This window comes from Umezawaea sp. (genome assembly GCF_057122925.1).
Window position 1 is genome coordinate 180,892 of sequence record NZ_DBNGPQ010000048.1, and the last position, 24,528, is coordinate 205,419.

General features: G+C 73.2%; 19 protein-coding genes. 11 read left to right on the plus strand and 8 right to left on the minus strand.

What is annotated here, in order from left to right; genetic code table 11:
• The first annotated feature begins 20 nt into the window (after positions 1-20).
• Entirely contained in the window at positions 21-923 is a 903-nt protein-coding gene (locus AC156L_RS10760) for a trypsin-like serine peptidase (RefSeq protein ID WP_484406782.1), read from the plus strand.
• Here the strand turns inward: AC156L_RS10760 and AC156L_RS10765 are convergent.
• Positions 877-2,133 carry an MFS transporter gene (locus AC156L_RS10765; protein ID WP_330874363.1) on the minus strand — a complete coding sequence of 419 codons (1,257 nt, stop codon included), beginning with the start codon at positions 2,131-2,133 and terminating at the stop codon, positions 877-879. The two genes, AC156L_RS10760 and AC156L_RS10765, sit on opposite strands and share 47 nt — an antisense overlap.
• Positions 2,134-2,195: 62 nt before the next feature.
• Between AC156L_RS10765 and AC156L_RS10770 the strand changes: the two genes are divergently transcribed.
• The gene (locus tag AC156L_RS10770) at positions 2,196-2,963 is read left to right on the plus strand and encodes a DeoR/GlpR family DNA-binding transcription regulator (RefSeq protein WP_330874364.1); all 768 of its coding nucleotides are present in this window, start codon (positions 2,196-2,198) and stop codon (positions 2,961-2,963) included.
• A 9-nt stretch (positions 2,964-2,972) separates the two neighbouring features.
• On the opposite strand, the gene AC156L_RS10775 is transcribed toward AC156L_RS10770, so the two are convergent.
• Positions 2,973-3,956 (minus strand): bacteriocin fulvocin C-related protein, encoded by a 984-nt coding sequence (locus tag AC156L_RS10775; protein WP_484406784.1) that lies wholly within the window; start codon positions 3,954-3,956, stop codon positions 2,973-2,975.
• 328 nt (positions 3,957-4,284) lie between these two features.
• On the opposite strand from AC156L_RS10775, the gene AC156L_RS10780 reads away from it, so the two are divergent.
• Positions 4,285-5,391 carry an aldose epimerase family protein gene (locus AC156L_RS10780; protein ID WP_330874366.1) on the plus strand — a complete coding sequence of 369 codons (1,107 nt, stop codon included), beginning with the start codon at positions 4,285-4,287 and terminating at the stop codon, positions 5,389-5,391.
• 42 nt (positions 5,392-5,433) lie between these two features.
• On the opposite strand, the gene AC156L_RS10785 is transcribed toward AC156L_RS10780, so the two are convergent.
• Positions 5,434-6,381 carry an EamA family transporter gene (locus AC156L_RS10785; protein ID WP_330874367.1) on the minus strand — a complete coding sequence of 316 codons (948 nt, stop codon included), beginning with the start codon at positions 6,379-6,381 and terminating at the stop codon, positions 5,434-5,436.
• Positions 6,382-6,463: 82 nt separating this feature from the next.
• Here AC156L_RS10785 and AC156L_RS10790 point away from each other — a divergent pair, with 82 nt between their 5' ends.
• Positions 6,464-7,018 carry a CGNR zinc finger domain-containing protein gene (locus AC156L_RS10790; RefSeq protein WP_330874368.1) on the plus strand — a complete coding sequence of 185 codons (555 nt, stop codon included), beginning with the start codon at positions 6,464-6,466 and terminating at the stop codon, positions 7,016-7,018.
• Between the two features lie 60 nt (positions 7,019-7,078).
• Here the strand turns inward: AC156L_RS10790 and AC156L_RS10795 are convergent, their stop codons facing one another.
• Positions 7,079-9,088 (minus strand): alpha/beta fold hydrolase, encoded by a 2,010-nt coding sequence (locus AC156L_RS10795; RefSeq protein ID WP_330874369.1) that lies wholly within the window; start codon positions 9,086-9,088, stop codon positions 7,079-7,081.
• A 478-nt stretch (positions 9,089-9,566) separates the two neighbouring features.
• Between AC156L_RS10795 and AC156L_RS10800 the strand changes: the two genes are divergently transcribed.
• From AC156L_RS10800 to AC156L_RS10810, 3 genes are read left to right on the plus strand one after another with little or no spacing between them, the layout of a single operon-like run.
• Positions 9,567-15,596 (plus strand): golvesin C-terminal-like domain-containing protein, encoded by a 6,030-nt coding sequence (locus AC156L_RS10800; RefSeq protein ID WP_330874370.1) that lies wholly within the window; start codon positions 9,567-9,569, stop codon positions 15,594-15,596.
• Positions 15,593-15,901 carry a hypothetical protein gene (locus AC156L_RS10805; protein WP_330874371.1) on the plus strand — a complete coding sequence of 103 codons (309 nt, stop codon included), beginning with the start codon at positions 15,593-15,595 and terminating at the stop codon, positions 15,899-15,901. The genes AC156L_RS10800 and AC156L_RS10805 overlap by 4 nt, the downstream gene beginning before the upstream one ends.
• A gap of 52 nt (positions 15,902-15,953) precedes the next feature.
• Positions 15,954-16,997: a hypothetical protein gene (locus tag AC156L_RS10810; protein WP_330874372.1), complete on the plus strand. Its 1,044-nt coding sequence runs from the start codon at positions 15,954-15,956 to the stop codon at positions 16,995-16,997.
• A gap of 278 nt (positions 16,998-17,275) precedes the next feature.
• Here the strand turns inward: AC156L_RS10810 and AC156L_RS10815 are convergent, their stop codons facing one another.
• Entirely contained in the window at positions 17,276-18,256 is a 981-nt protein-coding gene (locus AC156L_RS10815; protein ID WP_330874373.1) for an NAD(P)/FAD-dependent oxidoreductase, read from the minus strand.
• Positions 18,257-18,344: 88 nt separating this feature from the next.
• Here AC156L_RS10815 and AC156L_RS10820 point away from each other — a divergent pair, with 88 nt between their 5' ends.
• Positions 18,345-18,914, plus strand: a complete 570-nt coding sequence (locus tag AC156L_RS10820) for a helix-turn-helix domain-containing protein (protein WP_330874374.1) — start codon at positions 18,345-18,347, stop codon at positions 18,912-18,914.
• A 98-nt stretch (positions 18,915-19,012) separates the two neighbouring features.
• A complete protein-coding gene (locus AC156L_RS10825; protein ID WP_330874375.1) occupies positions 19,013-19,861 on the plus strand; it encodes a class I SAM-dependent methyltransferase in 849 nt (282 codons plus the stop codon).
• Positions 19,862-19,876: 15 nt separating this feature from the next.
• Here AC156L_RS10825 and AC156L_RS10830 read toward each other — a convergent pair whose 3' ends face one another.
• The gene (locus AC156L_RS10830) at positions 19,877-20,449 is read right to left on the minus strand and encodes a TetR-like C-terminal domain-containing protein (protein WP_330874376.1); all 573 of its coding nucleotides are present in this window, start codon (positions 20,447-20,449) and stop codon (positions 19,877-19,879) included.
• 76 nt (positions 20,450-20,525) lie between these two features.
• Between AC156L_RS10830 and AC156L_RS10835 the strand changes: the two genes are divergently transcribed.
• The gene (locus tag AC156L_RS10835; RefSeq protein WP_330874377.1) at positions 20,526-21,914 is read left to right on the plus strand and encodes an amidohydrolase family protein; all 1,389 of its coding nucleotides are present in this window, start codon (positions 20,526-20,528) and stop codon (positions 21,912-21,914) included.
• A 17-nt stretch (positions 21,915-21,931) separates the two neighbouring features.
• On the opposite strand, the gene AC156L_RS10840 is transcribed toward AC156L_RS10835, so the two are convergent.
• On the minus strand, positions 21,932-23,125 hold the full coding sequence (locus AC156L_RS10840) for an RNA polymerase sigma factor (protein WP_330874412.1): 1,194 nt from the start codon (positions 23,123-23,125) through the stop codon (positions 21,932-21,934).
• 5 nt (positions 23,126-23,130) lie between these two features.
• Positions 23,131-23,538: a YciI family protein gene (locus AC156L_RS10845; RefSeq protein WP_330874378.1), complete on the minus strand. Its 408-nt coding sequence runs from the start codon at positions 23,536-23,538 to the stop codon at positions 23,131-23,133.
• Positions 23,539-23,707: 169 nt separating this feature from the next.
• Here AC156L_RS10845 and AC156L_RS10850 point away from each other — a divergent pair, with 169 nt between their 5' ends.
• Positions 23,708-24,151 carry a MarR family winged helix-turn-helix transcriptional regulator gene (locus tag AC156L_RS10850; protein WP_330874379.1) on the plus strand — a complete coding sequence of 148 codons (444 nt, stop codon included), beginning with the start codon at positions 23,708-23,710 and terminating at the stop codon, positions 24,149-24,151.
• Positions 24,152-24,528: the final 377 nt, after the last annotated feature.

Sequence of the window (24,528 nt, forward strand, 5' to 3'; positions counted from 1 at the left end):
GGCCGGGACGTCCACCGTGCATGAGATCAACTGCCGCACGTCCCACCGCGACGCTCGCGATCCTCGGCCTCGCGCTGGCGGTGACGCCCGCGCCCGCCACGGCGGCCGACGGCGACGTGGTGACGAGGGTGGGCGAGGCGGACCGGGCCGCCGCCGTGTCCTACTGGACGCCGGAGAGGGTGGCGGCCCTCGGCGCGGACGACCGGCTGGCACCGGCCGAGACCACCGCACGCCCGTGGAACGGTCCCGCGCCCGGTGTCGGACGGCTGTTCTACACGCAGGTGCCCGGTGGTGACGGGTCGTGCAGCGCGACGGTGGTCCCCAGCTCCAGCGGGGACGTCGCGTTCACCGCCGGGCACTGCGTCAACGCGGGCCTCGACCGGCACGACCGGCCGATCCAGGTCGTCAACGTCGTGTTCGTGCCCGGTTACGACCGCGGCGCTCGGCCGCACGGGACGTTCCCGGTCCGGGCGTTCGCCTGGCCCGACACCTACCGGGGCCCGTCCAGCTCCCGCGACGACGACGCCGTGGTCGCCGTGGACCCGGTCGACGGCAGGCACGTCGCCGACGTGGCGGGGACGCAGGGCATCTCGTTCGACCCGGTGCCGTCCCCCGTGGACACCACGATCCTCGGCTACCCGGTGTCCCGGCTGGCCAGGGGTGAGGCCCTGGTGTCCTGCGTGCTGCCCTCGACCTCCAGGACGAACTCGGTCCACTCGGCCTGGGACTCGGACTGCGACATGGCGGGCGGGTCGAGCGGCGGTCCGTGGCTGCGGGACTTCGACCCGGCCACCGGCACGGGGACGATCTTCTCCGTCACCAGCAAGGGCACCGTGAACCTCGACGGCACCACCGAGGAGCTCAGCGGCGCGGCCTTCACCGACGAGGTGCGGGACCTGTACCAGCGGGCGGGCGACCTCTGACCGGTCGGTCCTCCGCGCCCCCGAGCCCGACCGCCACGCCTGCGGTCGGGCTCGGCCGTCCGGCCCGGAGCAGGCGGGTCGAGAACGCGACGGCGGCGGTCAGCAGCGCCAGTCCGCTGAGCGCCCACGGCACCGACCCGACACCGGTCTCGCGGGTGAGCAGGCCGATCAGCGGCGAGGCGACCAGCGGACCGGCCAGCGCGGCGGCGAAGAGGCGCGTCGCGCCGCGGCCGGTCGGCACCCGAGCGGCGTGCCACGCGACGACGGCGGGGAACACCGGCGCGATGGCCAGCCCGGTGAGGCCGTAGGCCACCACCGCCGCCGGGGCGTGCGCGGCGAGGGCCGCGGTGCCGATCGCGGCGGTGGCGCAGGCGACGACCACGGCGCCGGGGTCGTACCGCAGCAGCAGGGGCGCGGCGGCGAGCCGTCCGGCCGCCAGGCCAAGCCAGAACACCGCCACGGCCCCGGACGCCTGGCCGCCGGTCAGCGACGACGTGGCGACCAGGTGCGTGGTCGCCCAGCCCGCGGTCCCCGCCTCCAGGGCGACGTAGCAGAACAGGACGAGCGCGAGGGACAGCACGACGGCGAGGGTCCGGTCCGGTCGGGCCCGATCGGGCTCGGACGCGGCGGCTGGCGTGAGCCGGAGCCCCGCGGTGAGGCACAGCAGCGCCACCGCCACGGCGGCGCAGCCCCAGTAGGGCACGCGCGGGTCCGCGGGCGTCCACCCGACGACCAGGGGCGTGACGACGGCGCCGAGCCCGAAGGCCGCGCTGAGGGCGGTCAGCACCGCGCCACCGCGCGTGCCGAACGACCTGGCCAGCGTCAGGTTGAGGACGATGTCGACCACGCCGAAACCGATCCCGGCGACCAGCAGCGCTCCCCCGGCCGCCACCCCGTCCGGCACCAGTGGCAGCGCCGCGCACCCCGCGGCCATCAGCGCCGCGCCCGCGGTGAGCAGGGGCCCGGCCGCCGGGCGACGGCGGCGCAGCAGGCCCGCGGCGACGACGCCGAGCGCCGAGCCCGCCGAGAACGCGGCCAGCAGCCACCCGCCCTCGGAGGTGTCCAGGCCGAACCGGGCGCGCATCCCCGGCGTGGTCGGCCCGATGACGCTGGCGAGCGCGCCCAGCGCGAGGAACCCCACCACACCCGCGACCGCCAGCCGAAGGCGCGACGACTGACCGGCAATGCCGACTTCGGCAGCTTCTCGCATGTTTCGCATCTAATCGTGCATACTTCGGCATGGTCAAGCAGAAGTCGACAGGAGGTAGTGCGGTGCAGGTCTTCGCACCCGAGCGCCAGGCGCGGATCTTGAGCGAGTTGCGGCGGAACGGTCGGGTGGAGGTGGCCGCGCTGGCCGTCCTGTTCGAGGTCTCCGAGGACACCGTGCGCCGCGACCTGCGTGCGCTGTCCGCCGCGGGCCACCTGCACAAGACCCACGGCGGCGCGGTGCTGCTGGACACCGCCAGGATGGACTGGACGGCCAGGGCCGACGTGGCCGCGGCGACGAAGAGGGCCATCGGGGAGACGGCAGCGACCGTCGTGCGCCCCGGCGACGTGCTGCTGCTGGACGCCGGGTCGACGGTGCTGGCGTTCGCCAGGGCGCTGGCGGTCCGCCCGCTGACGGTGGTGACGAACTCCCTCGACGTCGCGCTGGTCTTCGACGCCGACCCGGAGGTCGACCTCGCGCTGACCGGGGGCCGGTGGGACCGCGGCTCCCGCGGCCTGACCGGCTCGGCCGCGGTCCTGTCCACCGCCCGCTACCGCGCCGACTGGGCCTTCCTCGGCGCGTGCGCCCTGCACCCGTCCGTGGGCGCCACCGCGGTCGACCCGGCCGACGCCGACGTCAAGATCGCCATGGCGGACGCCGCCCTGCGCACCGCGGTGCTGGCCGACGTCACCAAGCACGGCCACGTCGAGCCCCACCTCGTGCTGCCGCCCGACCGGATCTCCCTCATCGTCACCGACGCCGCCGAGGTGTCCGCCCCGTGGCTGGAGCGGCACGTGGAGGTGCTGACCCCACCAGCCGAACGCGACCGGTGACCCGTGCCGCTACCCGCACATCCCGTCGCAGTCGTACGCCCAGAGGGTTCCGCACGCCTCCCCGTAGTACACGCAGCGCTGCGGGCAGCAGAGGCCGTAGACGCACGGTCTGCCGTCGCACCACGGGTCCTCGCTGGCGCACTCGCAGCGCGGCGGGTAGGGCCCGGCCGCGTCGCGCTCGTGCCCCGGGAGGGCCAGCACGCCCACGAGCGCGTACGCGGTGTCCGCGCCGAAGGCGTCGGTGACGGCCTCCCGGAGGCCGTCGAGCTCCGGGACCTCACCCCGGCGCAGCCCCCGCTCGCGGGCGAAGAGCTCGTCGCGGGAGGCGATCTCCGCCGCGCGGTCCAGCGCCCCGGCCCGCGCCTCCGTGAGCCGATCGCCGAACACCGCGCGGTACCGGTCGAACTGGTCCCGCCAGAGGCGTGCGCGCACGGTGGGCGACGACGCGCGGTAGACCTCGCGCCGGTAGGCCATCGGCATCGCCGCCACGTCGTCGTACGCCTGCGGCAGGGTCCCCCTGTTGGCCTCGACCCACGCCCGCGCCTCGTCCGCCGACTCCTCCGCGACTGCGGGCGCGCCGCCCTTCCCGAGCACTCCCACCGCCACCACGGCTCCGGCCGCCAGCCGCAGGAGCTGGGCCCGGCTGAGCAGCCGCCCGGTCGGGGGCTCCTGCGGGGCGGTCCCCCGCCGCGCCTCGCCCAGGGCGCCGAGCACCCGTGCGGTCGACCGCGGTCCCAGGCGCAGGCACAGCGCGAGCCCCAGGCCGAGCCCCGTCCAGGTCCGGGCCGCGTCGCCGTCGACGCGCAGCAGCGCGGGACGGTCCGTCGCCGCCGACCCGGTGCCGCGAGCCCGCCACCGCCGCACGTCGGGATGGCTCAGCGGCATGATCTCCAGCTTCCCGCCCGCCGCCCGGTCGACGGAGGCCGACACCTCCCGGCACGTCCGGCACGACGCGTCGAAGGCGAGGATCCAGCGCGCTCCAGCACGTTCCACGTTCGACTCCTCCTGAGACGTCCGCCGTCCGACCGGCGGCCGTCTCCACTAGGTTGGAAGTCCGGCCACCCGGCCGGTGCGGTCCGTTCCTAGTGCGTTCGGGTTGTGCACGATCGGAGGGCGGACGGTGAACGAACAATTCGCGGACAACGGCGCGGTCCCGTCGGACCCGGTCACCACCCGCTATCGCCAAGGAATGCTGTGAGCGTTAACAGGCATTCATTTAGCTAATTCATTAGCCCTTGACGATCATCATGTTAGCGATAACAATCATTGTTCGTGACGCCTTGCTCCCCTCGGCGTCCGCTCCGCGACACCGAGGAGATCGATGCCCCAGCGCGCGCCCGAGGTCAGCCGGGAGTTGTTCGGCAGGCTCGGCGACACCGACGTCCACCGGTACGTCCTGGCCTGGCCGGGCGGGCTGACCGTGCGGGTGCTCGACTACGGCGGCGTGGTCCAGTCGCTGGAGGCGCCGGACCGCCGGGGTGAGCGGGCCAACGTGGTGCTCGGGTTCCGCACGCTCGACGACTACGCGGCGAACAGCGAGCCGGGAGCGTCGAGGGCGTTCTTCGGCGCCGCCGTCGGCCGCTACGCCAACCGGATCGCCCACGGCACGTTCACCCTCGACGGCGTCGTCCACCGGCTCCCGGTCAACGACCACGGGCACACCCTGCACGGCGGGCCCGCCGGGTTCGACACGAAGGTCTGGGCGGCCACCGAGGTGGAGGACGCCGACAGCGTGGGGGTGCGGCTCGACCTGGTGAGCCCGGAAGCCGACCAGGGCTTCCCGGCGACGGTGGCCGCCGAGGTGACCTACCGCCTCGACCGGCTCAACCGGCTGACCATCACCTACCGGGCGACCGCGGACGCGCCGACCGTGCTGAACCTGACCAACCACACCTACTGGAACCTGGCGGGTGAGGGCAGCGGCGACGTGCACGGGCAGTCGCTGCGCCTCAACGCGAGCCGCTTCTGCGCCGTGGACGAGACGCTGATCCCGGACGGCGACCCGGTCCCGGTCGAGGGCACGCCCTTCGACTTCCGGACGGCGACGCCGATCGGCGCTCGCGTCGACGGCGCCGACCCGCAGTTGCGCGCCGGGCACGGCTACGACCACAACTGGGTCCTCGACCGCACCGGCGGCTCGGCACCCTCGCCGGCCGCGCAGGCCCACGACCCGGTGTCCGGGCGGCGGCTGACGATGTGGACGACCGAGCCCGGTCTCCAGTTCTACTCGGGCAACCACCTCAGCTCGGACCTGATCGGCACCAGCGGTCGGCCGTACCACCGCCGAGCGGGCTTCGCGCTGGAGGCGCAGCACTTCCCGAACTCGCCGAACCGCCCGGACTTCCCCAGCACGGTGCTCCGGCCGGGGCAGGTCTACCACCAGGAGACGGTGTTCCAGCTGTCGGCGGAGGCCGGGGAGCCCGCCTGAGCGCCGGGGCGGGCGCCCACCCGTGCCCCCACGGCGGTCCCCTCAGGAGTGGGGCGCGCTGAGCACCGGCACGGCGGCCGGTTCGACCGGGCGCTCGGCCCGGACCGCGGCGATGCCGCCGAGGATCAGCGCGCCGCCTGCGAACTGGAGCGGGGTGAGGGCCTCGCCGAGCAGGAGCCAGGCGAAGAGGGACGCGGAGACGACCTCCAGCAGCGCGATGAACGACGCGAGCCTCGACCCGAGGATGCCCGACGCGGTGATGCCGGACGCGTAGGCCAGCGCCGTGCCGACGACCGCGACGACGAGCAGCGGGACCCACCAGGGAGCGGAGCCGCCGAACAGCGGGACGTCGCCGAACTCGGCCGTGAACGGCAGCAGGCCGGTCACCCCGACGAGCGCCAGCACGGGCGCGGCCAGCAGCAGCCCGGCGCCCGCGAGGGCGACCGGCGGCAGGCCGTCGTTGGGGCGGGCGGCGATCAGGAAGTACGCGGCGCACCCGATGGCGGCGCCGAACGCCGCGGCCAGGCCGATCGGGTCCACGGCGCGGATCGCGCCGGGGCCGATCACGAGCACCAGGCCCGCGACCGCGAGCACCGAGCCGACCAGGACGACGGGGGCAGGCGTCCGCCTGCTGACGGCCCAGGTGAAGCCGACCAGGATGAGGGGGGCGAGGAACTCGATGAGCAGCGCGGTCGCCACCGGGATGCGCTGGATGGCGGCGAAGTAGAGGACCTGGGTGATCGCCACGCCGACGACGCCCATGCCCACCACCGGCCACCTCGCCTGCCGGAGCACTCCCCACCGGCCGCGCAGCGAGACGACGACGAACGGGAGGAGCACGAGCCCGGCGGTGAGGGCGCGGACCGTGACGGCGGCGGCCGGGGACCAGCCCGCCTCCAGCAGCGGTTTGATGAACGCCCCGGACGTCCCGAAGGCGATGAACGAGACCGCTGCCGCGACCAGACCCGTTGACGTCGGCGGAACCCTCATGCCGTTACCCCGTTCCGTGCGCCGTCATGACCTAACCTGGTGGACGTCCCTGACGCTAGGCCGGTCTCGGTAAGGAGTCAATTTGCATTTCGCCCCTGACACGGAGGAGTCGCTCGGTGTCATCGTGGAGCTGTGCAACACCGACCCGTCGTCGTCGCGCAGCGGCACCGACGAACTGGCCACGGTGGAGCAGCTGGCGGCCCTGCTGGCCCGCTACCCCTACACCGGGCGAATCGACCACGACGAGGCCGAGCTGCGCGACGTCCAGCGCACCCGCGCCCTGCTCCGGCACGTGTGGACCCTCGACCGCGACGACGCCGTGGAGGCGGTCAACAAGATGCTGCGCGACGCCAGGGCGCTCCCCCACCTCGTGCGGCACGACTCGCTGGACTGGCACATGCACGCGACCGAGCCGGACGCCCCGCTCGCCGAACGGCTCCGGGTGGAGGCCGCGCTGGCGTTCATCGACGTGATCAGGATGAACGAGATGGGCCGCCTGCGGATCTGCGCGGCGGACGACTGCTCCGGGCTCCTGCTCGACCTGTCCCGCAACGGGCTCAAGCGGTTCTGCGGCGTGCGGTGCGGCAACCGGATGAACATGATCGCCTTCCGGGAGCGCAGGGCCGACGGCGGGTGACCCCGGTCCCGACGCGCCTCGACGCCCGGTCGCGGTGGACCGGGCGTCGGGACGGGGGCGCTAGGCCACGGCGACCGCGGGCTGAGCACCGGCACCGGTGACCGGTCCACCGCGGAACGCCGGGGAGGCGGCCAGCAGCACCAGCACCAGGTTGGCCGCCGCTGCCGCTCCGACGACGGCCACGAGCGGTGCCACGAGACCGGGGAGCGCCCAGGTGCCCAGGACCGCGCCGAGGAGCGCGGCCCCGATCGCCGCGGCCAGCGCCGTCCGCCGGGTCCGCGGCGGCAGGTCGCGCCGGACCCCGGCCAGGTAGGCACCGGTGCCGATCATCAGGCCCACGCCGGGCGCGACGGCCGTCGTGCTGACCACGAAGTCGTCCGGGTTGACCGTCCACACGAGCAGCACGCCCAGGAACCAGCCGCCCAGTCCCAGCGGGAGCACCGTCAGGACCCCCAGCCAGACGCCCGCCCTCGGGCTGAAGCCGCCGCGGCGGCGCCGGGCGCGGGCCATGCCGCCGAGGACCAGCAGGGCCAGGACCGCGCCGGTGGTGGTGACGCCGGCCAGGAGCCGGGCGATCGTGGACATGCTCAGCGGCACGGTGTCGAAGCCGACGGGCCGCGGGTCGAACCCCGACCGGTCGACCTCGCCGGTGGCGAAGAAGGTGTTCAGCAGGCGCTCGCTCGCCTCGGGGCGGTGCTCCCAGAAGTCGGCCGTGTGCCCGAGTCCGGACAGGACCACCTGCTGCCCCCGCGACAGCGACGGCAGGAGTTCCCCGGTGGCGAGCTGCGCCGGGGTGGAGAAGTCGACCTCGCCGCTGACGAGGAGGGTCTCCACGTCGCTCGGGCGCGTCGTGCGGTACTCGGCGTTGTCCGGGCTGTCCGGCCACACCGCGGACACGCCGGACGGCCCGCTCCAGAGGAAGTCGACCGACGCGCTGCCCAGGATCGAGCCGGGGTCGCCGCCCGCCTCGTAGTAGCTGCGCGCCGCCGGGGCGTCGAGCATCGCGAACGAGGCGAACTCGCCCCAGACGATCGACTCGGGCAGCACCACGTCACCGAGGACGGACATCGCCCACAGGGCACCGGTGTCGCCGCCGAGGTAGGCGTCCAGCAGGGTGGGCGCGTTGTTCGGCGCCGAGCCGGGACCGTTGTGGTGCATGGCGTACTGGCTCAGGACGCGGACGTTGGTGTCCTTGACGCGGAACGGGCCCCAGCGCTCGGGCAGGTCGGTGGCGACGTCCCGCACCGAGGCGGCGAGGTCCGGCGTGCGCGCGGCGCAGGAGGCGTTCGCCCGGCACAGCTCGGCGTACTGGCCGAACTGCGAGTCGGTGATGCGCGGGTCCCAGACGAAGTGGCCGGGCGGGTTGACCGAGATCATCGCGGACCGGTGCAGCGCGTCGGGGTGGCGCCAGGAGTAGACCATCGCGGTGCGGGTCCCGGCGCTGGAGCTGACCAGGTTGATCCGCGAGTAGCCCAGCGCGGTGCGGGCCGACTCCATGTCCTCCACCCGGTCGACCACCGAGTAGGCGGTGACGTCGACGCCGTCGCGCGCCAGCCGGTCCGCGCACAGCTCGAACGCCCGCGTGGTGGCGGGCAGCGCCTCGGCTCCGGCGAGGCCGTCCGACGCCCGCATCGCCCCGACGACCTCGGGGCAGTCCAGTCGGCGCGACCCGTCGACGCCCCGGTAGCCGACCAGGACCACGTCGTGGTCGTCGGTGAGCCTGCTCGCCTGGGGGAAGACCATGTTCGTACCACCCGGTCCGCCCGCCAGCCGGAAGACCGGCTCGCCCGCGCCCGCCGAGGTGGCGCGGATCCGGACGACGGGCAGCGCGATCAGCTCGGACGCCGGGTCGCGCCGGTTCTCCGGGACCACGAGCGTGCCGCAGTCGGCCGCGGCGGCCCCGGCCTCGGTGTCGTAGTCGCACGGTTCCAGGGCGAGCGATCCCGCGGCGGCGCCGTCGGGCACGGCGAGGGTGCTCCCCGGCCACGCGCCGAGGACCACGAGGGACAGCAGGAGACCGCCGGTGATCGCGAGTGCGACGACGCGGGAGCGGGGTTTGACCGGTGACATGGCTGGAACACTAGGAATCCCACCGGTTTCGATCTTCCCCTGGCGGGTTGAGGACGTCTCCCCCGCGGGGGTGATGCGCGGGCTCCCCCGCTCTGCCTCCGGGGTGGACGGCCGTCCCCCACCCCCGACCCTCCCATCCGGACGGCCACCTGATTCCACACTGGGACGAATCATTTCGATTCACCCTTTCGGTTCATACCGCGTCGATGATCGGCCGGTATGGTCACGACGACGGACAACCGAGGGGGTTGGGCAATCCTTCACAAGTCGTTGGGGAACGACTTGATCCAAGCGCGATGGGGAGAGCGCTTCGACGGCAGCTGATCGCGTTTGGTCGCGTCGTCACGGTTCCACGGTGTTGGGCGACCGCGAGTCGCCGCTCTCCCACGCGCGCAGACCACGCCGGTCGCGTTCCGCCGTGCGGCTTGACGCCATGCCCGCACAGCGGTGTCCGGTTCATTCGGAGGGGCACGGGGGAATGGCGAAGACGAGAACTCTGTTCAGCGCGCTCGCGATATCGGCGCTGGCGCTGGGCCTGGCCGAACCGGGGGTTGCCGCACCGCGGCACGCACCCGCGCTGCGGCAGGCCGCGGCACCGGAGTCCACGCGCTGCGACACCGCGGCGTGGCCCGCGGCGCCGAGGGCCACCGCGGGCAGGGCCGCACCGCCACCGAGGCAGGTCGCGCAGGCCCAGCAGGCCGCGGACCCGACGTACTCGGCACCGGGCACGCCGCTGCGGATGATCCCCGGCGACGAGCACCCGGTGAAGGTCGAGCTGCGCAACACCACGGCGGCGACGTGGCCGAAGGCGACGCACGTCCTGTCCTACCACTGGGTCCTGCCCAACGGGGACGACGAGACCGGCCCGTCGAACCGGCTGGAGACCGCGCTGCCCGCCGACCTCGCGCCGGGCCAGGTCGTGACGCTGGACGCGCGGGTGAAGGCCCCGCCCACGGCCGACGTCGGCAACAAGCGGGAGCAGTGGGTCCTGAAGTGGGACGTCCTCGACACCAGGACGCGCAAGTGGCTGTCGGAGACCGCGGGCGTGCCGACCCTGGACCAGGCCACGACGGTCGAGGACCCCACGTCCGACCAGCTCGGACTGGAGAAGTTCTACCAGTACCGCGGCATCCCGACCGGCGCGGGCACGAGCCTGGCGGTCAACCAGTTCTCCGGCAACGCGGTGTTCGGCCACAACGTGTTCACCAACCCCGGCCGGGGCCTGGCCACGTTCACCAGGCTCACCTACAACAGCCTCGACACCTCGAACTCCTACGCGGGTCGCGGCTGGTCGGTGTCCACGTCGAGCCTCGCGCGGCTGGGCACGCCGTTGCAGTTCGACGGTCTGCTGGGCTCCGTCCTCACCGGACACCCGGACCGGATCACGCTGGTCGACGGCGACGGCACCGGCCACGAGTTCGAGCTGAACAAGCACGACTCGAACGACACCGGCCGCTGGACCTACGACAGCCCGGCCGGTGTGCACCTGCTGCTGCGCCGCGATCCCGGCGGTGACGACGCGCGCCGCTGGGTGTTCACCGCCCCGGACCGCACCCGCACCTACTTCGACGCCGACGGCTACCAGACCGCGACCGTCGACAAGAACGGCAACGAGCTGCTCTTCGGCTACGAGCGCGGTGTCATCGGCAACCGCGCCACCAAGCTGCTGACCCACCTCACCGACGCCACCGGCCGCCGCACGCTGACCCTGGACTACTACCAGCCCGGTGACGACTACTCGGTCTTCCGCGGCAACACGAAGGTGCGGGAGAAGGGCCTGGCGATCTCCGCGATCGTCAACCAGCTCCGGTCGGTCACCGACGTCTCCGGCCGCACGGTCACCTTCACCTACGGCGACGACGGCCTGCTCCAGGAGGTCGTGGACGGCGCGGGCACACCGGACGCCAAGCCGTTCACGTTCTTCTACGAGGACTCGCTGCGCACGCAGAACCCGAAGCTCACCAGGGTCGTCGACCCCAACGGCGGCGCGAGCGAGGTCCAGTACTACACCGACGGCGCCGAGGAGCTGCGCGAGTGGCACGTCCGCACCCTGCTGGACCGGCAGGACGGCGGCACCGGCTTCGACTACGCCGACGCCGACGGCGACAGCGGCTCGAAGATCACCTCGAAGGTCACCGACGCCAACGGCAACGCCACCGACCACGTGGTCGACGGCTACGGCCGCGTGGAGAAGCTGACCAACGCCAAGGGCGAGACCACGGACCTGACGTGGGACGCGGACAACAACGTCGTGGCGCTGCGCGAGGACAACGGCGCCACCACGACGTGGTCCTACGACCAGAAGACCGGGTTCCCGCTGGAGGTCCGCGACGCCGAGGGCAACGCGCGGGGCTACCCCGGCACGCGGCTGGCCTACCGCACCGACCTGGACGGCCACGTCGCCGACCTGGTGGAGAAGACCTCCCCCGAGGGCCGGAAGTGGCGGTTCACCTACGACGACCGCGGCAACCTGGTGGCGGTCACCGACCCGAAGGGCACGGCGACCCCGGACGACTCGGACTACACGGCGCGCTACGTCTACGACGACCTGGGCCACCTGACGAGCACGACCGACGCCAACGGCCACACCACGACGTACGCCGACTACGACGTCAACGGCTACCCGCAGCGGATCACCGACCCGCTGAACTGCTCCAGCTTCTTCCGCTACGACGACGTCGGCAACGTCGTGTCCACGGTGGACGCCAAGGGCAGCACGAGCACGTTCACCTACGACGTCTTCAAGCGCCCGCTGGACTCCCGCGTCCCGAAGGACGCCGCGGCGAACGTCTTCATCACGACGCCGGGCCCGGTCTACGACCGCAACGACAACGTGGTGAAGGTGACCGCGGCCAACGGCGCGGTGACGACGACGGCGTACGACGAGCTGGACCGGCAGGTGGCGGTGACGTCGCCGAAGGACGACACGCCGGGCGCGCCGGAGAAGACGTCCACGTTCGCCTACGACCGCGTGGGCAACCTGCTCCGGCAGACGCTGCCGAAGGGCACGCTGACCCCGGAACCCGACGACTTCACCGTCACCTTCCGCTACGACGAACTCGGTCAGGCCGTCGAGGCCACGAACGCCGAGGGCAAGCGCGCGGTCATGACCTACGACCGGGTCGGCAACGTCCTCACCGAGGCCGATCCGCGCAAGACCGCGACGAGCGACCCGAACGACGTCACGGCTCGCTACCGCTACGACCTGAACCACCGCGTGGTCGAGACGTTCGACGCGTCGGGCGAGAGCGTGACGTCGACGTACGACCGGGACGGCAACGTCGTCGAGAAGACCGACGAGGACGGGAACGCCACGTCCACCACCTACGACGAGCGGTCCATGCCGGTGGAGGTCCGGTCGCCGCACGACGGCGGTGGCGGGTCGATCACCTACTTCACCACGCGCTACGAGTACGACCAGGTCGGCAACACGACGCGGACGATCACGCCGCGCGGTGTGCAGACCGGTGACGACCCGGACGACTTCGCGCGGGGCGCGGTCTACGACGAGCTGAACCGGGTGAAGGAGGAACTGCTCCCGTTCGACCGCGACGACTCCTCGGTCACCGCGGCGGACCGGATCTTCCACTCCTACGACGAGGTGGGGAACCCGAAGGAGATCAGCGCTCCCCCGTCGAACGGCCAGTCCGTCCGCAACACCACGAGGTACACCTACTTCGACAACGGCTGGACCAGGTCGAGCACCGACGCGTGGGGCATCAGCACCGAGTACGACTACAACGCGATCGGGCAGCAGACCAACCGCACGCACCTGAGCGAGGGCGGCGGGGCCAGCCGGGTGCAGACGTGGACCTACCACCCGGACGGCAAGAAGAAGACGCGCTCCGACGGCGGCGTCCCGGTCGGGCGGCACGTCGTGGTGGTCGACAACTCCGACCCGGACGACACGGAGGTCTCGGGCACCTGGGCCACGGTGTCCGACCGGGGCGAGTACGAGGGCTTCGACTACCGCACGCACCAGACCGGCGGCGGTGCCGACAGCTTCACCTGGAAGGCGGACATCCCGGCGGGCGGGCGCTACGAGGTGGCGGTCCGCTACACCGAGGCGACCGCGACCGACGCGAGCTACACCGTCGAGCACGACGGCGGCGTGGCCACCGTGAAGGTCGACCAGACCACCCGCCAGGGCGAGTGGGTGCCGCTGGGCACGTGGGACTTCACCGAGGACACCGAGCGGAAGGTCGTGCTGTCCGGCGCGGCGGGCGGTTCCGTCACCGCGGACGCCGTGCGCCTGGCCCGCGACAACAGCGGTGACGTCGACACCGAGGAGAAGAGGTTCGAGTACGTCTACGACGCGAACGACAACCAGACGCTGCTGAAGGACCTCAGCTCCGGTGCGCTCGTCGACGAGTACTCGATCACCTACGACGGGCTCGACCGCGCGGACGTCGTGGAGGAGCGCGAGTCCGGTGCCGTGAAGAAGCGCACGTCGTTCGACTACGACGAGAACGGCAACGTGCTGGACTGGGAGCACGACGACCAGTCGGCGTCCTACTCCTACGACGTGCGCGACCTCGTCTCGAAGGTCGTGAACCGCGGGACCGGCGGCGAGAAGGTCACGACCTTCGAGTACACCTCCCGCGCTCACCTGGCGAAGCAGACCAAGCACAACGGCAACACCGTCGAGTTCGAGTACTACCTGGACGGTCTGTCGAAGCGCCAGGTCGAGCGCAAGTCGTCCGGCGCGGTGATCAACGAGCACCGCCTGGAGTACGACCACAACGGCAACCGCACCCGCGACCAGGCGACCAAGCAGAACGCCGACGACAAGGGCGACACCCAGGACAACGTCTTCGCCTACACCTTCGACCCGCGCGACCGGGTCAGGAAGGTGGAGAAGACCGGCGACGACACGGCGACCGAGACCTACGACCACGACGCCAACAACAACGTCGTGAAGCAGACGATCGACGACACCACGACGACGTTCTCGCACGACCGCAACCGCCTGGTGTCGGCCACCGCGAACGACGTCACGTCGTCCTACGCCTACGACCCGTGGGGTCGGCTCAGCCGGGTCACCGCGGCGGGCCAGCAGGTGGAGAAGTACGTCTACGACGGCTTCGACCACACCGCCGAGCACCGCGCCGGTTCCGGCGAGGCCACGCGCACCACGAAGTACGTCTACGACCCGCTGGACCGCACGGTCTCCCAGAACTCCACCGGCGGTGGCGCGGAGGCCAAGAAGGTCGAGATGTTCTACCTCGGCCTGTCCGAGCAGGTGCTGACGGAGAACCTGAACGGGGAGCTGAACAAGTCCTACCAGTACTCCCCGCACGGCGAGCTGCTGTCGCAGGTGTCGGTGGAGGACGACGGGACCGAGAAGGACTCGTACTTCGCGTTCAACCCGCACTCCGACGTCGAGTCGGTGACCGACGAGTCGGGCGACGCGACGTCGACCTACGGCTACACCGCCTACGGGCAGGACGACGAGGCGTCGTTCACCGGCGAGGACAAGCCGGGGCAGCAGCAGCCCGCCGAGGAACCGCTGAACTCCTACCGCTTCAACACCAAGCGGTTCGACTCGGCGTCCGGCAACTACGACATGGGCTTCCGCGACTACAACCCGTCGCAGAACCGGTTCCTGTCGCTGGACCTCTACAACGGCGCGCTGTCGGACCTCGGTCTCGCGACGAACCCGTTCACCATGAACCGCTACGCCTTCGGCGGCGGCAACCCGATCACGGCCGTGGAGATCGACGGCCACCTGTTCGGGCTGTCGTGGAGCGACATCGGCCACGCCGCGCTCGACGTGGTCGGCCTGGTCCCCGTCGTCGGCGAGGCGGCCGACCTGGCGAACGCGGCCTGGTACGCCGCGGAGGGCAACTACGTCGACGCGGCGCTGTCGGCGGCGTCCGCGATCCCGTTCGCCGGGTACGGGGCGACGGCGGTCAAGGCAGGCAAGTACGCGGACAAGGCCGTGGACGCCGTGCAGACGGCGGACAACGTCGGCGACGCGGCGAAGACGGCGGCCAAGGTGGACCCGCCCGCGGCACCGAAGGCGGACCCCGCCCCGGCACCGGCCCCGAAGGCCGACCCGGCCCCGGCTCCCAAGGCCGAGGCTCCTGCCCCGAAGGCCGACGCGCCCGCGCCGAAGCGAGACCCGATCTTCGCGGACACCGACCTCATGGTGAAGGCGAACAAGGGCCACGCGGGCGCGCTGGCCGAGATCCGCGGGGGCAAGACCTACGTGACGCCCAACCAGCACCGCGAGTTCCTGGCAGGCGGCGCCGGTCGACGGGAGTTCATGGAACGCGAGGGCATCGAGCTGTTCGGCGGTCCCCAGGCCGGGCAGGTCGCGGGCACGGAGCGGTTCCAGTCGACGTTCGCCTCGGTCAACCCGGCGCAGGGACGGGGTGACGCGGCGCTGTGCGCCTTCGCCTGCGCCACCGGCTACCAGGCCGTGACGATGGAGAGGAGGCTGTTCAACTTCGTGACGAAGACGCTGAAGAACTCGCCCATCCCGATCCGTAGGGTCATGCCGTGAGCATCTACAACCACCTGGAGATCGAGGCCCGCTGCCCCCGGTGCGGCGTCGTCTCGACCTCGGACGCGGAGTTCAGGTTCGGGCTCCGGGAACTGGTCCGCTACCGCCGGGGGGACGTCCTGCGCTGGGAGGGCAAGGGCGTTCGCACACCCGCTCACCGCCCGGAGGGCGGCGACTACCGGGGCGAGGCGTACGCGGAGTGCCCCGCGTGCGGCCGCGACTTCTGGTTGGTGGTCCACGTGGAGCACGACGTGATCACGTCGTACGAGGTGGACGCGGAACGTCCGGGCTACGTGAACCCGTGACGGCCGGGAACCGCAGACCGCGGCCCGGAACACACGAGTGGAGAGGCTGAGGATGAAGTTCACCAGGGGGACGGCCGCGGGGGCGGTCGGGTTGGCGGTGGCGGCGGTGCTGGTCGGTGCGACCGGCGCGGCGGCCTCGGAGGACGCGTTGCCGCTGCCGAACTACGGGGACGTCGCGGTGGACCAGGTCCACCAGCGGGTGTTCGTCAGCGGCGGGCCGACGGCGAACGGGATCGTGGTCACCGACTTCCGGGGGCGGGTGACCAAGCGGATCGACGGGCAGCCCGGTGCCACGGGGCTGGAGTTGAGCGCGGACGGGAGCAGCCTGTACGTGGCGCTGGCGGCCGGGGACGCGGTGTCGGTGATCAGCACCGAGACGCTGACCGAGACCGCGCGGCACGCCACGGGCGCGCAGACGTGCCCGACGCACCTGGCGCGCACGGGGTCGCTGGTGTGGTTCGGGTACGGGTGCGCGGCGGACTGGAACGCGAAGATCGGCAAGCTCGACCCGGCCGCGGCGGCTCCGGTCGACGTGAGCAGGCCGTTCGGCGGGGCGACGTTCCAGCGGGCCCCGCTGCTCGCCTCCAGCGGCGCCGAGGCCGGGCCGGTGGTGGCGGGGCAGCTGTCGCTGAGCCAGTCCACGGTGCGGGTGTTCAGCCAGGCGGGCGGGGACCTCGCCGCCGGGGCGTCGGGCGACGTGGTGGGGGCGTCGCTCAACGACCTGTCGGTGAGCCCGGACGGGGCGACGCTCTACAGCGCGTCCGGTTCACGCGGCAACGTGGAGGCGTTCGCACCGGCCGACCTGGCGCGGCGCGGCTCGTACGCGACCGGTGTGCGGCCCAACTCCGTCGCCTCGTCGCCGAACAACGCGTTCGTCGCCACCGCGATCACCACGAGCGGCGCGGACGACGTGAAGGTCTACGCGGTCGGCGGCACGCTGCCGGTGCGCACGGTGCAGGTCGACCGCACCGAGACCGCCGCGACGCGCGGGCTGGCGTGGAGCGCTGACCTCAAGCGCCTGTTCGTGATCACCCAGCAGGCGAACGACCCGGCGCCGCGGCTGTCGGTGGTCACCTCACCCACCGACGACGACTGAGGCCCGTCCTCGGCATCCGCCGTGGACGCGCGGTGGCAGCGCCCGCGCCACCACCGCGGCGGTGGCAGGTGGGATCGTGCCGGAGCCCCCGTCCGAACGGGATCGTCGGTGTCGACGCGGCGTCGGCACCGACGATCCGAGGGGAACCACGTCCCTGCGCGGGACCGCGCTTCCGCCGGCGTCGAGCGTCGGCACCGGACGGCCTCCGACGTCCGGTGCCGGGAACGACGTGGTCCTACGGCGGCACCGCCGGGACCCGTGCCCGCGGGGTGTTCCCGTCAGACGCCGACGAGGCCGTGCCGCGCGGCGGCCAGGGCCGCCTCGGTGTCGGCGGTGACGAGGTCGGCGTTCAGCCGTGCGCCCGCCAGCGCGCCCGCCGCCGCGGAGGCGCCGACCTGGGCGCTGGGGTCGGTGGCGTTGCCCGCCACGCACACCCCCGGCACGTCGGTGGTGCCCGCCGCGCCCGCGACGAAGCGGCGACCCATCCCGCCCGGCAGGTCCTCCAGCGGCAGTCCCAGGCCCTCCAGCCCCTCGGTGCGGGCCCACATCGACGTGGCGACGGCCAGAGCGCGCCGGGGCACGAACGTCCCGTCGGTCAGGCGCACGCCCGCGACGCCACCGCCGTCGGCGGCCACGACCTCGGCCACGTCGGTGTCGACGACGCGGATGCCGCGCGCCGCGAAGCGGGCACGGGTGTCGTCGTCGAGGTCGGTGCCGCGGGTGAAGTAGACGAGGTCGTCGCTCAGCTGGCGGAACAGCAGCGCGTGGTGGACGGAGGCCTGCCCCGTGGCGAGGACGCCGATGGGCTCGTCGCGCACCTCCCAGCCGTGGCAGTACGGGCAGTGCACCACGCCGCGCCCCCAGTGCTCGGCCAGCCCGCGGACGTCGGGCAGCACGTCACGCAGCCCGGTGGCCACGAGCAGCCTGCGGGCCGACAGGACGCGGCCGTCGGCGAGGGTCACCGTGAAGCGCACCTCGTCCCCGGCGGCGGGCACGGCGGAGGCCACCTCGCCGGTCACGACCAGGCCGCCGTAGCGGCGCACCTCCTCGCGCCCCGTGCGCAGCAGGTCCGCGGGCGGGACGCCGTCCAGGCCGAGCAGGCCGTGCACGCCGTCGGCGGGCGCGTTGCGCGGCGTGCCGCTGTCGACCACGACGACCGAGCGGCGGGACCGGGCGAGCATCAGCGCACCGTTCAGCCCGGCCGCTCCTCCCCCGATCACCACGGCGTCAACGGTTCCCACCGGGAGTCGGTCGGACATGGCGTCACCCCTCTCGTCACGCGGCCCCGAGTGGAGCCGACACCACGACGATAGGCACGCCTTGCACTAATGGCATAAGATTATGCGCATGACGCAAGAAAATGGCGAGATGGACAGCCTCGTGCGCAAGCGGATCAGGGCACTGCGGGTGGCCCAGGGCTGGTCGCTGGAGGAGCTGGCGACCCGCGCCAACCTCAGCCAGTCCACGCTCAGCCGCATCGAGAACGGCCAGCGGCGCCTGGCCCTCGACCAGCTCGTCACCCTGGCCCGAGCCCTGGACACCTCCCTGGACCAGCTCGTCGAGACCGCGACCGAGGACGTCGTCACCAGCCCGGTGATCGACCGCGCGCACGGGCTGATGCGCTGGCCGATCAGGGCCTACCCCGACATGAGCATCGTGCGCCAGCGGATGACGAACCCGCCACCGGACAACCCGGCGCGCATGCGCGCCCACCCCGGCCACGAGTGGCTCGTCGTCCTGTCCGGCACGGCGATCCTGCAACTGGGCAACCGGCGCATCCGCGTGGAGAAGAACCAGGCGGCGGAGTTCCCCACGATGCTGCCGCACGACATCGGGGCGGAGGGCGGGCCGTGCGAGATCCTGGGCATCTTCGACCGCGACGCCCGCCGCGGCCACCAGCGCGGCGACGACGGCTGACGCGGCGGTTTGCGCGTTCGGCACCGCGATCGACCATCGTCTTGCGCACTCCGGGATTCGTCCGGTCGCCGCGGTGCGGTCGTCCTAGCGTGGCGGCCATGAACCACACCGCACACGCCGCCACCACCCCGCACACCCACGACTCCGGGGGCCAGGCGGAGATCCTCGACCTGGACGAGGAGGTGCTCGCCGAGCACACCGCGTCCATCACCGCCTGGCTGCCCGTCACGGAGGACCCGCGGCACGTCGTCGACCTCGGGTGCGGCACCGGCGCCGGCACCTTCGCCCTGCTCGCGCGCTTCCCCGAGGCCGAGGTGACGGCCGTCGACGCGTCGGAGGGCCACCTGCACCGCCTGCGGGCGAGGGCCGAGGCGCTCGGGCTGGCCGACCGGGTGCGCACGGTCCTGACCGACCTCGACGCGGAGTGGCCCGACCTCGGTCGTCCCGACCTGGTGTGGGCGTCGGCGTCGATGCACCACCTGGCGGACCCCGACCGCGCCCTGCGCGCGGTCCACGAGCGGCTCGCGCCCGGCGGCCTGTTCGCCGTGGTCGAACTGGCGGGCTTCCCGCGCTTCCTGCCGCCCGACGCCCCGGCGGAACGTCCCGGTGTCGAGGAGCGCTGCCACGACGCCCTCGCCCACCTCTACGCCCAGCACGTGCCGCACCGCGGTGCCGACTGGGGCCCCAAGCTGACCTCGGCCGGGTTCACCGTCGAGGGCGAGCGCACGATCACCGTGAACGTCGAGGGCGCCCGCGGCGAGACCGTCGGCCGCTACGCGGTCAGCGGCCTGAGCCGCCTGCGCGACAAGGCGGCCCCCTCGCTCGCAGCCGAGGACCTCGCTGCCCTGGACCGGCTGCTCGACACCGACGGCCCGTTCAGCATCCTGCGCCGCGACGACCTCGCCGTGCGCACGGAGCGCACCGTCTGGGCCGCGCGCCGCGCCTGACCCGGTGCGGCCTGGTCACACCGACAGCAGCGGCACCAGGACCTCGTCGACCACGGCGGCCACCTCGTCCTCGCCGACGGCGTCGGAGCGCCACACCTCCACCAGCAGCATCCGGGGCCCGACCTCGGCGCTGCGCCCGGTGACCCGCGCCGGGTCGGCCTCGCCACGGTCGGCCGCCTCGCCCATCACCCCGAGCAGCACCTCCCGTGCGGGGCGGATCACCGATTCCCACACCTGGTCGAACAGCTCGGGGTGGTGGTGGCGGTGGGCGAGCAGCGGTCGCAGCGCCCGCCCGCGCGGCTCGCCGAGGACGTGCACGAAGTGGCTGAGCAGCAGGACGAGGTCGGAGCGCAGGGAGCCCGTGCGCGGCGGGGTCGGGGGGTGCCCGAAGCCGGTGGCGGGGTCGGTGAGCGCGGCGATCACCAGTTCGCCGGGGCTGGACCAGCGGCGGTACAGCGCCGCCTTGCCGGTGCCCGCCGCCGTGGCGACCTTGTCGAAGGACAGCTCGGCGAAGCTGGTGCGGGCCAGCTCCTCCAGGGTGGCGAGGTAGATCGCCTCGGTCAGCGCGCTGCCTCGGCGACGGGTCACGGGTCGCGGGGTCACCACCCCATCATGACGGCACCCGTATAGTGAACAAAACTGTTCACTAAAATCGGAGGCCACGATGTACCGCATCGCCGACGTCCAGGTCGTCGACCCACGGGACGGCTCGGTCACCGCCCACCAGGACGTCCGGGTCGCCGACGGGCGGATCGCCGGGATCAGCGCCACGACCGGGCCGGACGGGGACCCGACGACCGCCGACGGGCGGGGCCGCTTCGCCGTGCCCGGATTCGTGGACATGCACGCCCACCCGCTCAACCTCGGCGACCCCGGCCCCGAGCTGGGGCTCATGCTCGCCTTCGGCATCACCGGGTACCGGCAGATGAGCGGCACCGCCGACCTGCTGCGCCGCCGCGGGGGCAGCGCGTCCACCGACCGGGTGCCCGCGCTGCTCGCCACGCCCGGCGCGGTGCTCACGCCGCTCAACGCGGGCAAGCCGGACACGGCCGTCGCGGAGGTGCGGCGGCAGGCCCGCGACGGCGCGGACTTCATCAAGGCGGCCCTCATCACCCCCGAGGTCTACTTCGCCGTCCAGGCCGAGGCCGACCGGCTGGGCATCCCGGTCGTGGGCCACCTGCCCGCGGGCGTGGACGTGCGCGCCGCGTCCGACGCGGGCTTCCGGTCGATCGAGCACGTCGGCCCCGGACTCGGCGTGCTGACGGGCTGCTCGTGCCACGAGGAGCACCTGCGCGCCGCGACCCCGTCCAGCCCGATCAAGGCACCTCCGTTCCGGATCCCGTTCGCGGACAGGGTCGCCGAGAAGGTGCTCGCGAAGATCGTCGTCAACCCGGCCCAGCTGACCGGCCCCGCCACCCTGCGCGCCGTCCGGGACGCGATCGACAGCTTCGACGAGGACAAGGCCCGCGAGCTGGCCCGGCGGTTCGCCGCGAACGGCACGTGGAACTGCCCGACGCTGATCCGGGTGAAGGCCCAGCAGCTCTGCGACGCCCCGGAGTTCGCGGCCGACCCCGACCTGCGCTACGCCACCGCGAAGGAGCGAGCGGCCTGGACCGCCGCGGCCACCGCGTTCCGCCGCAAGTTCGACGGGAGCGAACGGGCCGTCTTCGCCGAGCAGTTCGCGCTCCAGTCGCGGGTGGTGAGGATCCTCGACGAGGAGGGCGCGCCGCTGCTGGCGGGCAGCGACGCGGTCGGCGCGGCCTGGGTCGTCGCGGGCGCCTCGCTGCACGACGAGTTCGACCTGCTCGCCGACGCGGGCCTGAGCCCGCTGCGGGTGCTCCAGACCGCCACCACCAACCCGGCCCGCTTCCTCGGCCGCGAGGACGACGCGGGCACCGTCGAGGCGGGCAAGGAGGCCGACCTCGTGCTGCTCGACGACGACCCCACGGCGTCGGTGGCCAACCTGCGCGCGGTCAGCGCCGTCGTCCGCGGCGGCCGGTTCCACGACACCGCGGCGCTGACCGCGCTGAAGGAGCGGGCCACCGGCCGCTAGTGCGGTGACCGCACTCCTCACCGGGTTTCGCGCGGCTCAGCGGCAAGGGCCACCGCGCCAGGCTCCCGCCCGCGCAGCAGCGCGTTGAGCCGAGCGGCCTGCCTGGTGAGGTGCTCGCGTTCGGGGAGGTTGGGCGCCGACCGGGCGGCGTCGGCGTAGAGCCGGGCCGCGGTCGCCGGGTCGCCGTCGCGTTCGTGCAGGTACGCCGCCACGGCGGTGTGGCGGGGCAGGGCGGGGTCGAGCCGCGCCAGTGCCGCGAGGCCCGCGCGGGGGCCGTCCGCCTCGCCTACCGCGACCGCCCGGTTGAGCCGGGCCACCGGGCTGTCGGTGACGCGCACCAGTTCGTCGTACCACTCGACGATCTGCACCCAGTCGGTCTCCTCGGCCGTCGGGGCGTCGGCGTGCAGCGCGGCGACGGCGGCCTGGGCCTGGAACTCACCGAGGCGGTCGCGGGCGAGGGCCGCCTGGAGGACGTCGACCCCCTCGGCGATCAGACGGGTGTCCCACAGCCCGCGGTCCTGTTCGGCCAGCGGCACGAGCCTCCCGTCGGGGGCGGTGCGCGCCGGGCGCCGGGCGTGGTGGAGCAGCATGAGCGCGAGCAGGCCCGCGACCTCCTCGTGGTCGATCCCCGCCGCGAGCTGGCGGGTGAGCCGGATCGCCTCCGCCGCGAGGTCGACGTCACCGGAGTAGCCCTCGTTGAACACCAGGTAGAGCACGCGCAGCACCGTGGCGACGTCACCGGGCCGGGTGAACCGGACGCCCGAGACGGTCCGCTTGGCGCGGCTGATCCGCTGGGCGATGGTCGCCTCGGGCACCAGGTAGGCCTGCGCGATCTGCCGCGTGGTCAGGCCGCCGACCGCGCGCAGCGTGAGCGCGACCGCCGACGCCGGGGTCAGGGACGGGTGCGCGCACAGGAAGTAGAGCTGGAGCGTGTCGTCGGCGACCTCACCGGGGCCCGGCACGGGCTCGTTCTCGACGAGTTCCTCGCGGCGCCGCCGGGAGGTGTCGGCACGGGTGACGTCGAGGAACTTGCGCCAGGCCACCGTGACCAGCCAGCCCTTGGGGTCGCGCGGCGGGTCGGCCCGCCACGCGCGCACCGACTCGACCAGCGCGTCCTGGACGGCGTCCTCGGCCGCCGCGAAGTCGGCTCCGCGGCGGACGAGGATCGCGATCACGGCGGGGGTGAGGTCCCTCAGCAGGGTCTCGTCCACCGTCGTCACTCGGTGATGGTCGGGGGCTCCGACAGGAACGGACGCAGCTCGATCCACTCGTGGATCGGCTTGCCGCCCGCGCCGGGAGCCGCGGACAGCTCGCCCGCCAGGTCGAGCGCCCGCTGGTGGGACTCGACGTCGATCACCATCCACCCGGCGATCAGGTCCTTGGTCTCGGCGAACGGGCCGTCGGTCACCGGCGGGCGGCCCTCGCCGTCGTAGCGGACGAACGTGCCCTCCGGCGAGAGCGCCTGGGCGTCGACGAACTCCCCCGTGGTCTCCAGCCGGGCGGCGAAGTCCTGCATGTACCGCACGTGCGCGGTGACCTCCTCCGGTGCCCACTGGTCCATCGACACGTCGTTGGCCGGTGCGGGCGCGCCCCGGTAGTGCTTGAGCAACAGGTACTTGGCCATCGTGAACTCCTCGGTGCGGTCCGGCCCATTGTGGCCGTGTTCGACGCTGGGACGGAGCCCGCCACGGCTTCTCGACATCCGCCGACAAGATTTTTTCGGCGACGTGGGTTACAGTCTGCCTGAAACTCAGTTTCAGGCAGACTGCAACTCGATCGGAGGGAGCACGAACGTGACCGGGAACGAGGACGGCGCCCCACCGCCGGCGAGCGTGGCGTTCCTGGCGATGGCGCTCGGCCGCCGGATCAGGGAGCACGTCGAGGGCCGACTGCGCGAGCACGGCATCGGCCTGCGCCACCTCTCGGCGCTCGGGCACCTGCACCGGCAGCCCGGCATCTCCTACAGCGAACTCGCCCGCCGGGCGGGCGTGACGCCGCAGAGCATGCAGGACACGCTGCGGCTGCTGGAGAAGCTCGGGGCGGTCGAGCGCTCGACGGTGCCGGGGCGGGGACGCACGGCGGTGCTGCGCGTGACCGACGAGGGCCACCGGCTCCGGCTGGAGGGGCAGTCCGCGATCACCGCCGCCGACGCCGTGATCGGGGAGACGAGCGCCGAGTTCGCCGCCGCGCTGGGCGCGGCACTGGCGCGGTTCAGCGAGGCGGAGGACGAGGGGTGATGCCCACGCACGACCCGCTCACGGTCCCGCTCACCACGAGGCTGCCCCAGCGCCCGCGCGGCTGGCGTGGCGGCGTGGCGGCGTGGTGGCGGACGAGGAGTAACGCCCGTCCACGCTCCCACCCAACCCGCTGCCAACCAGACCTGGCGGAGGCCAGGTAGGTGCGCCACTCCACCGACACAGCCACAGCCACCACCGCCACCAGCGCCACGGCCACGGCCACGGCCAGCTACCACGGGCCGCTCACCGCGCGCCCGCCGCGGCCACCCGCACGACCCAGCGACGTGACGCACGAACCGTGACACCCCACCCGCGACCTACGACGACCCAGCCACCGCACCACCACGAACCCACCCACCACGAACCCACCCGCCACG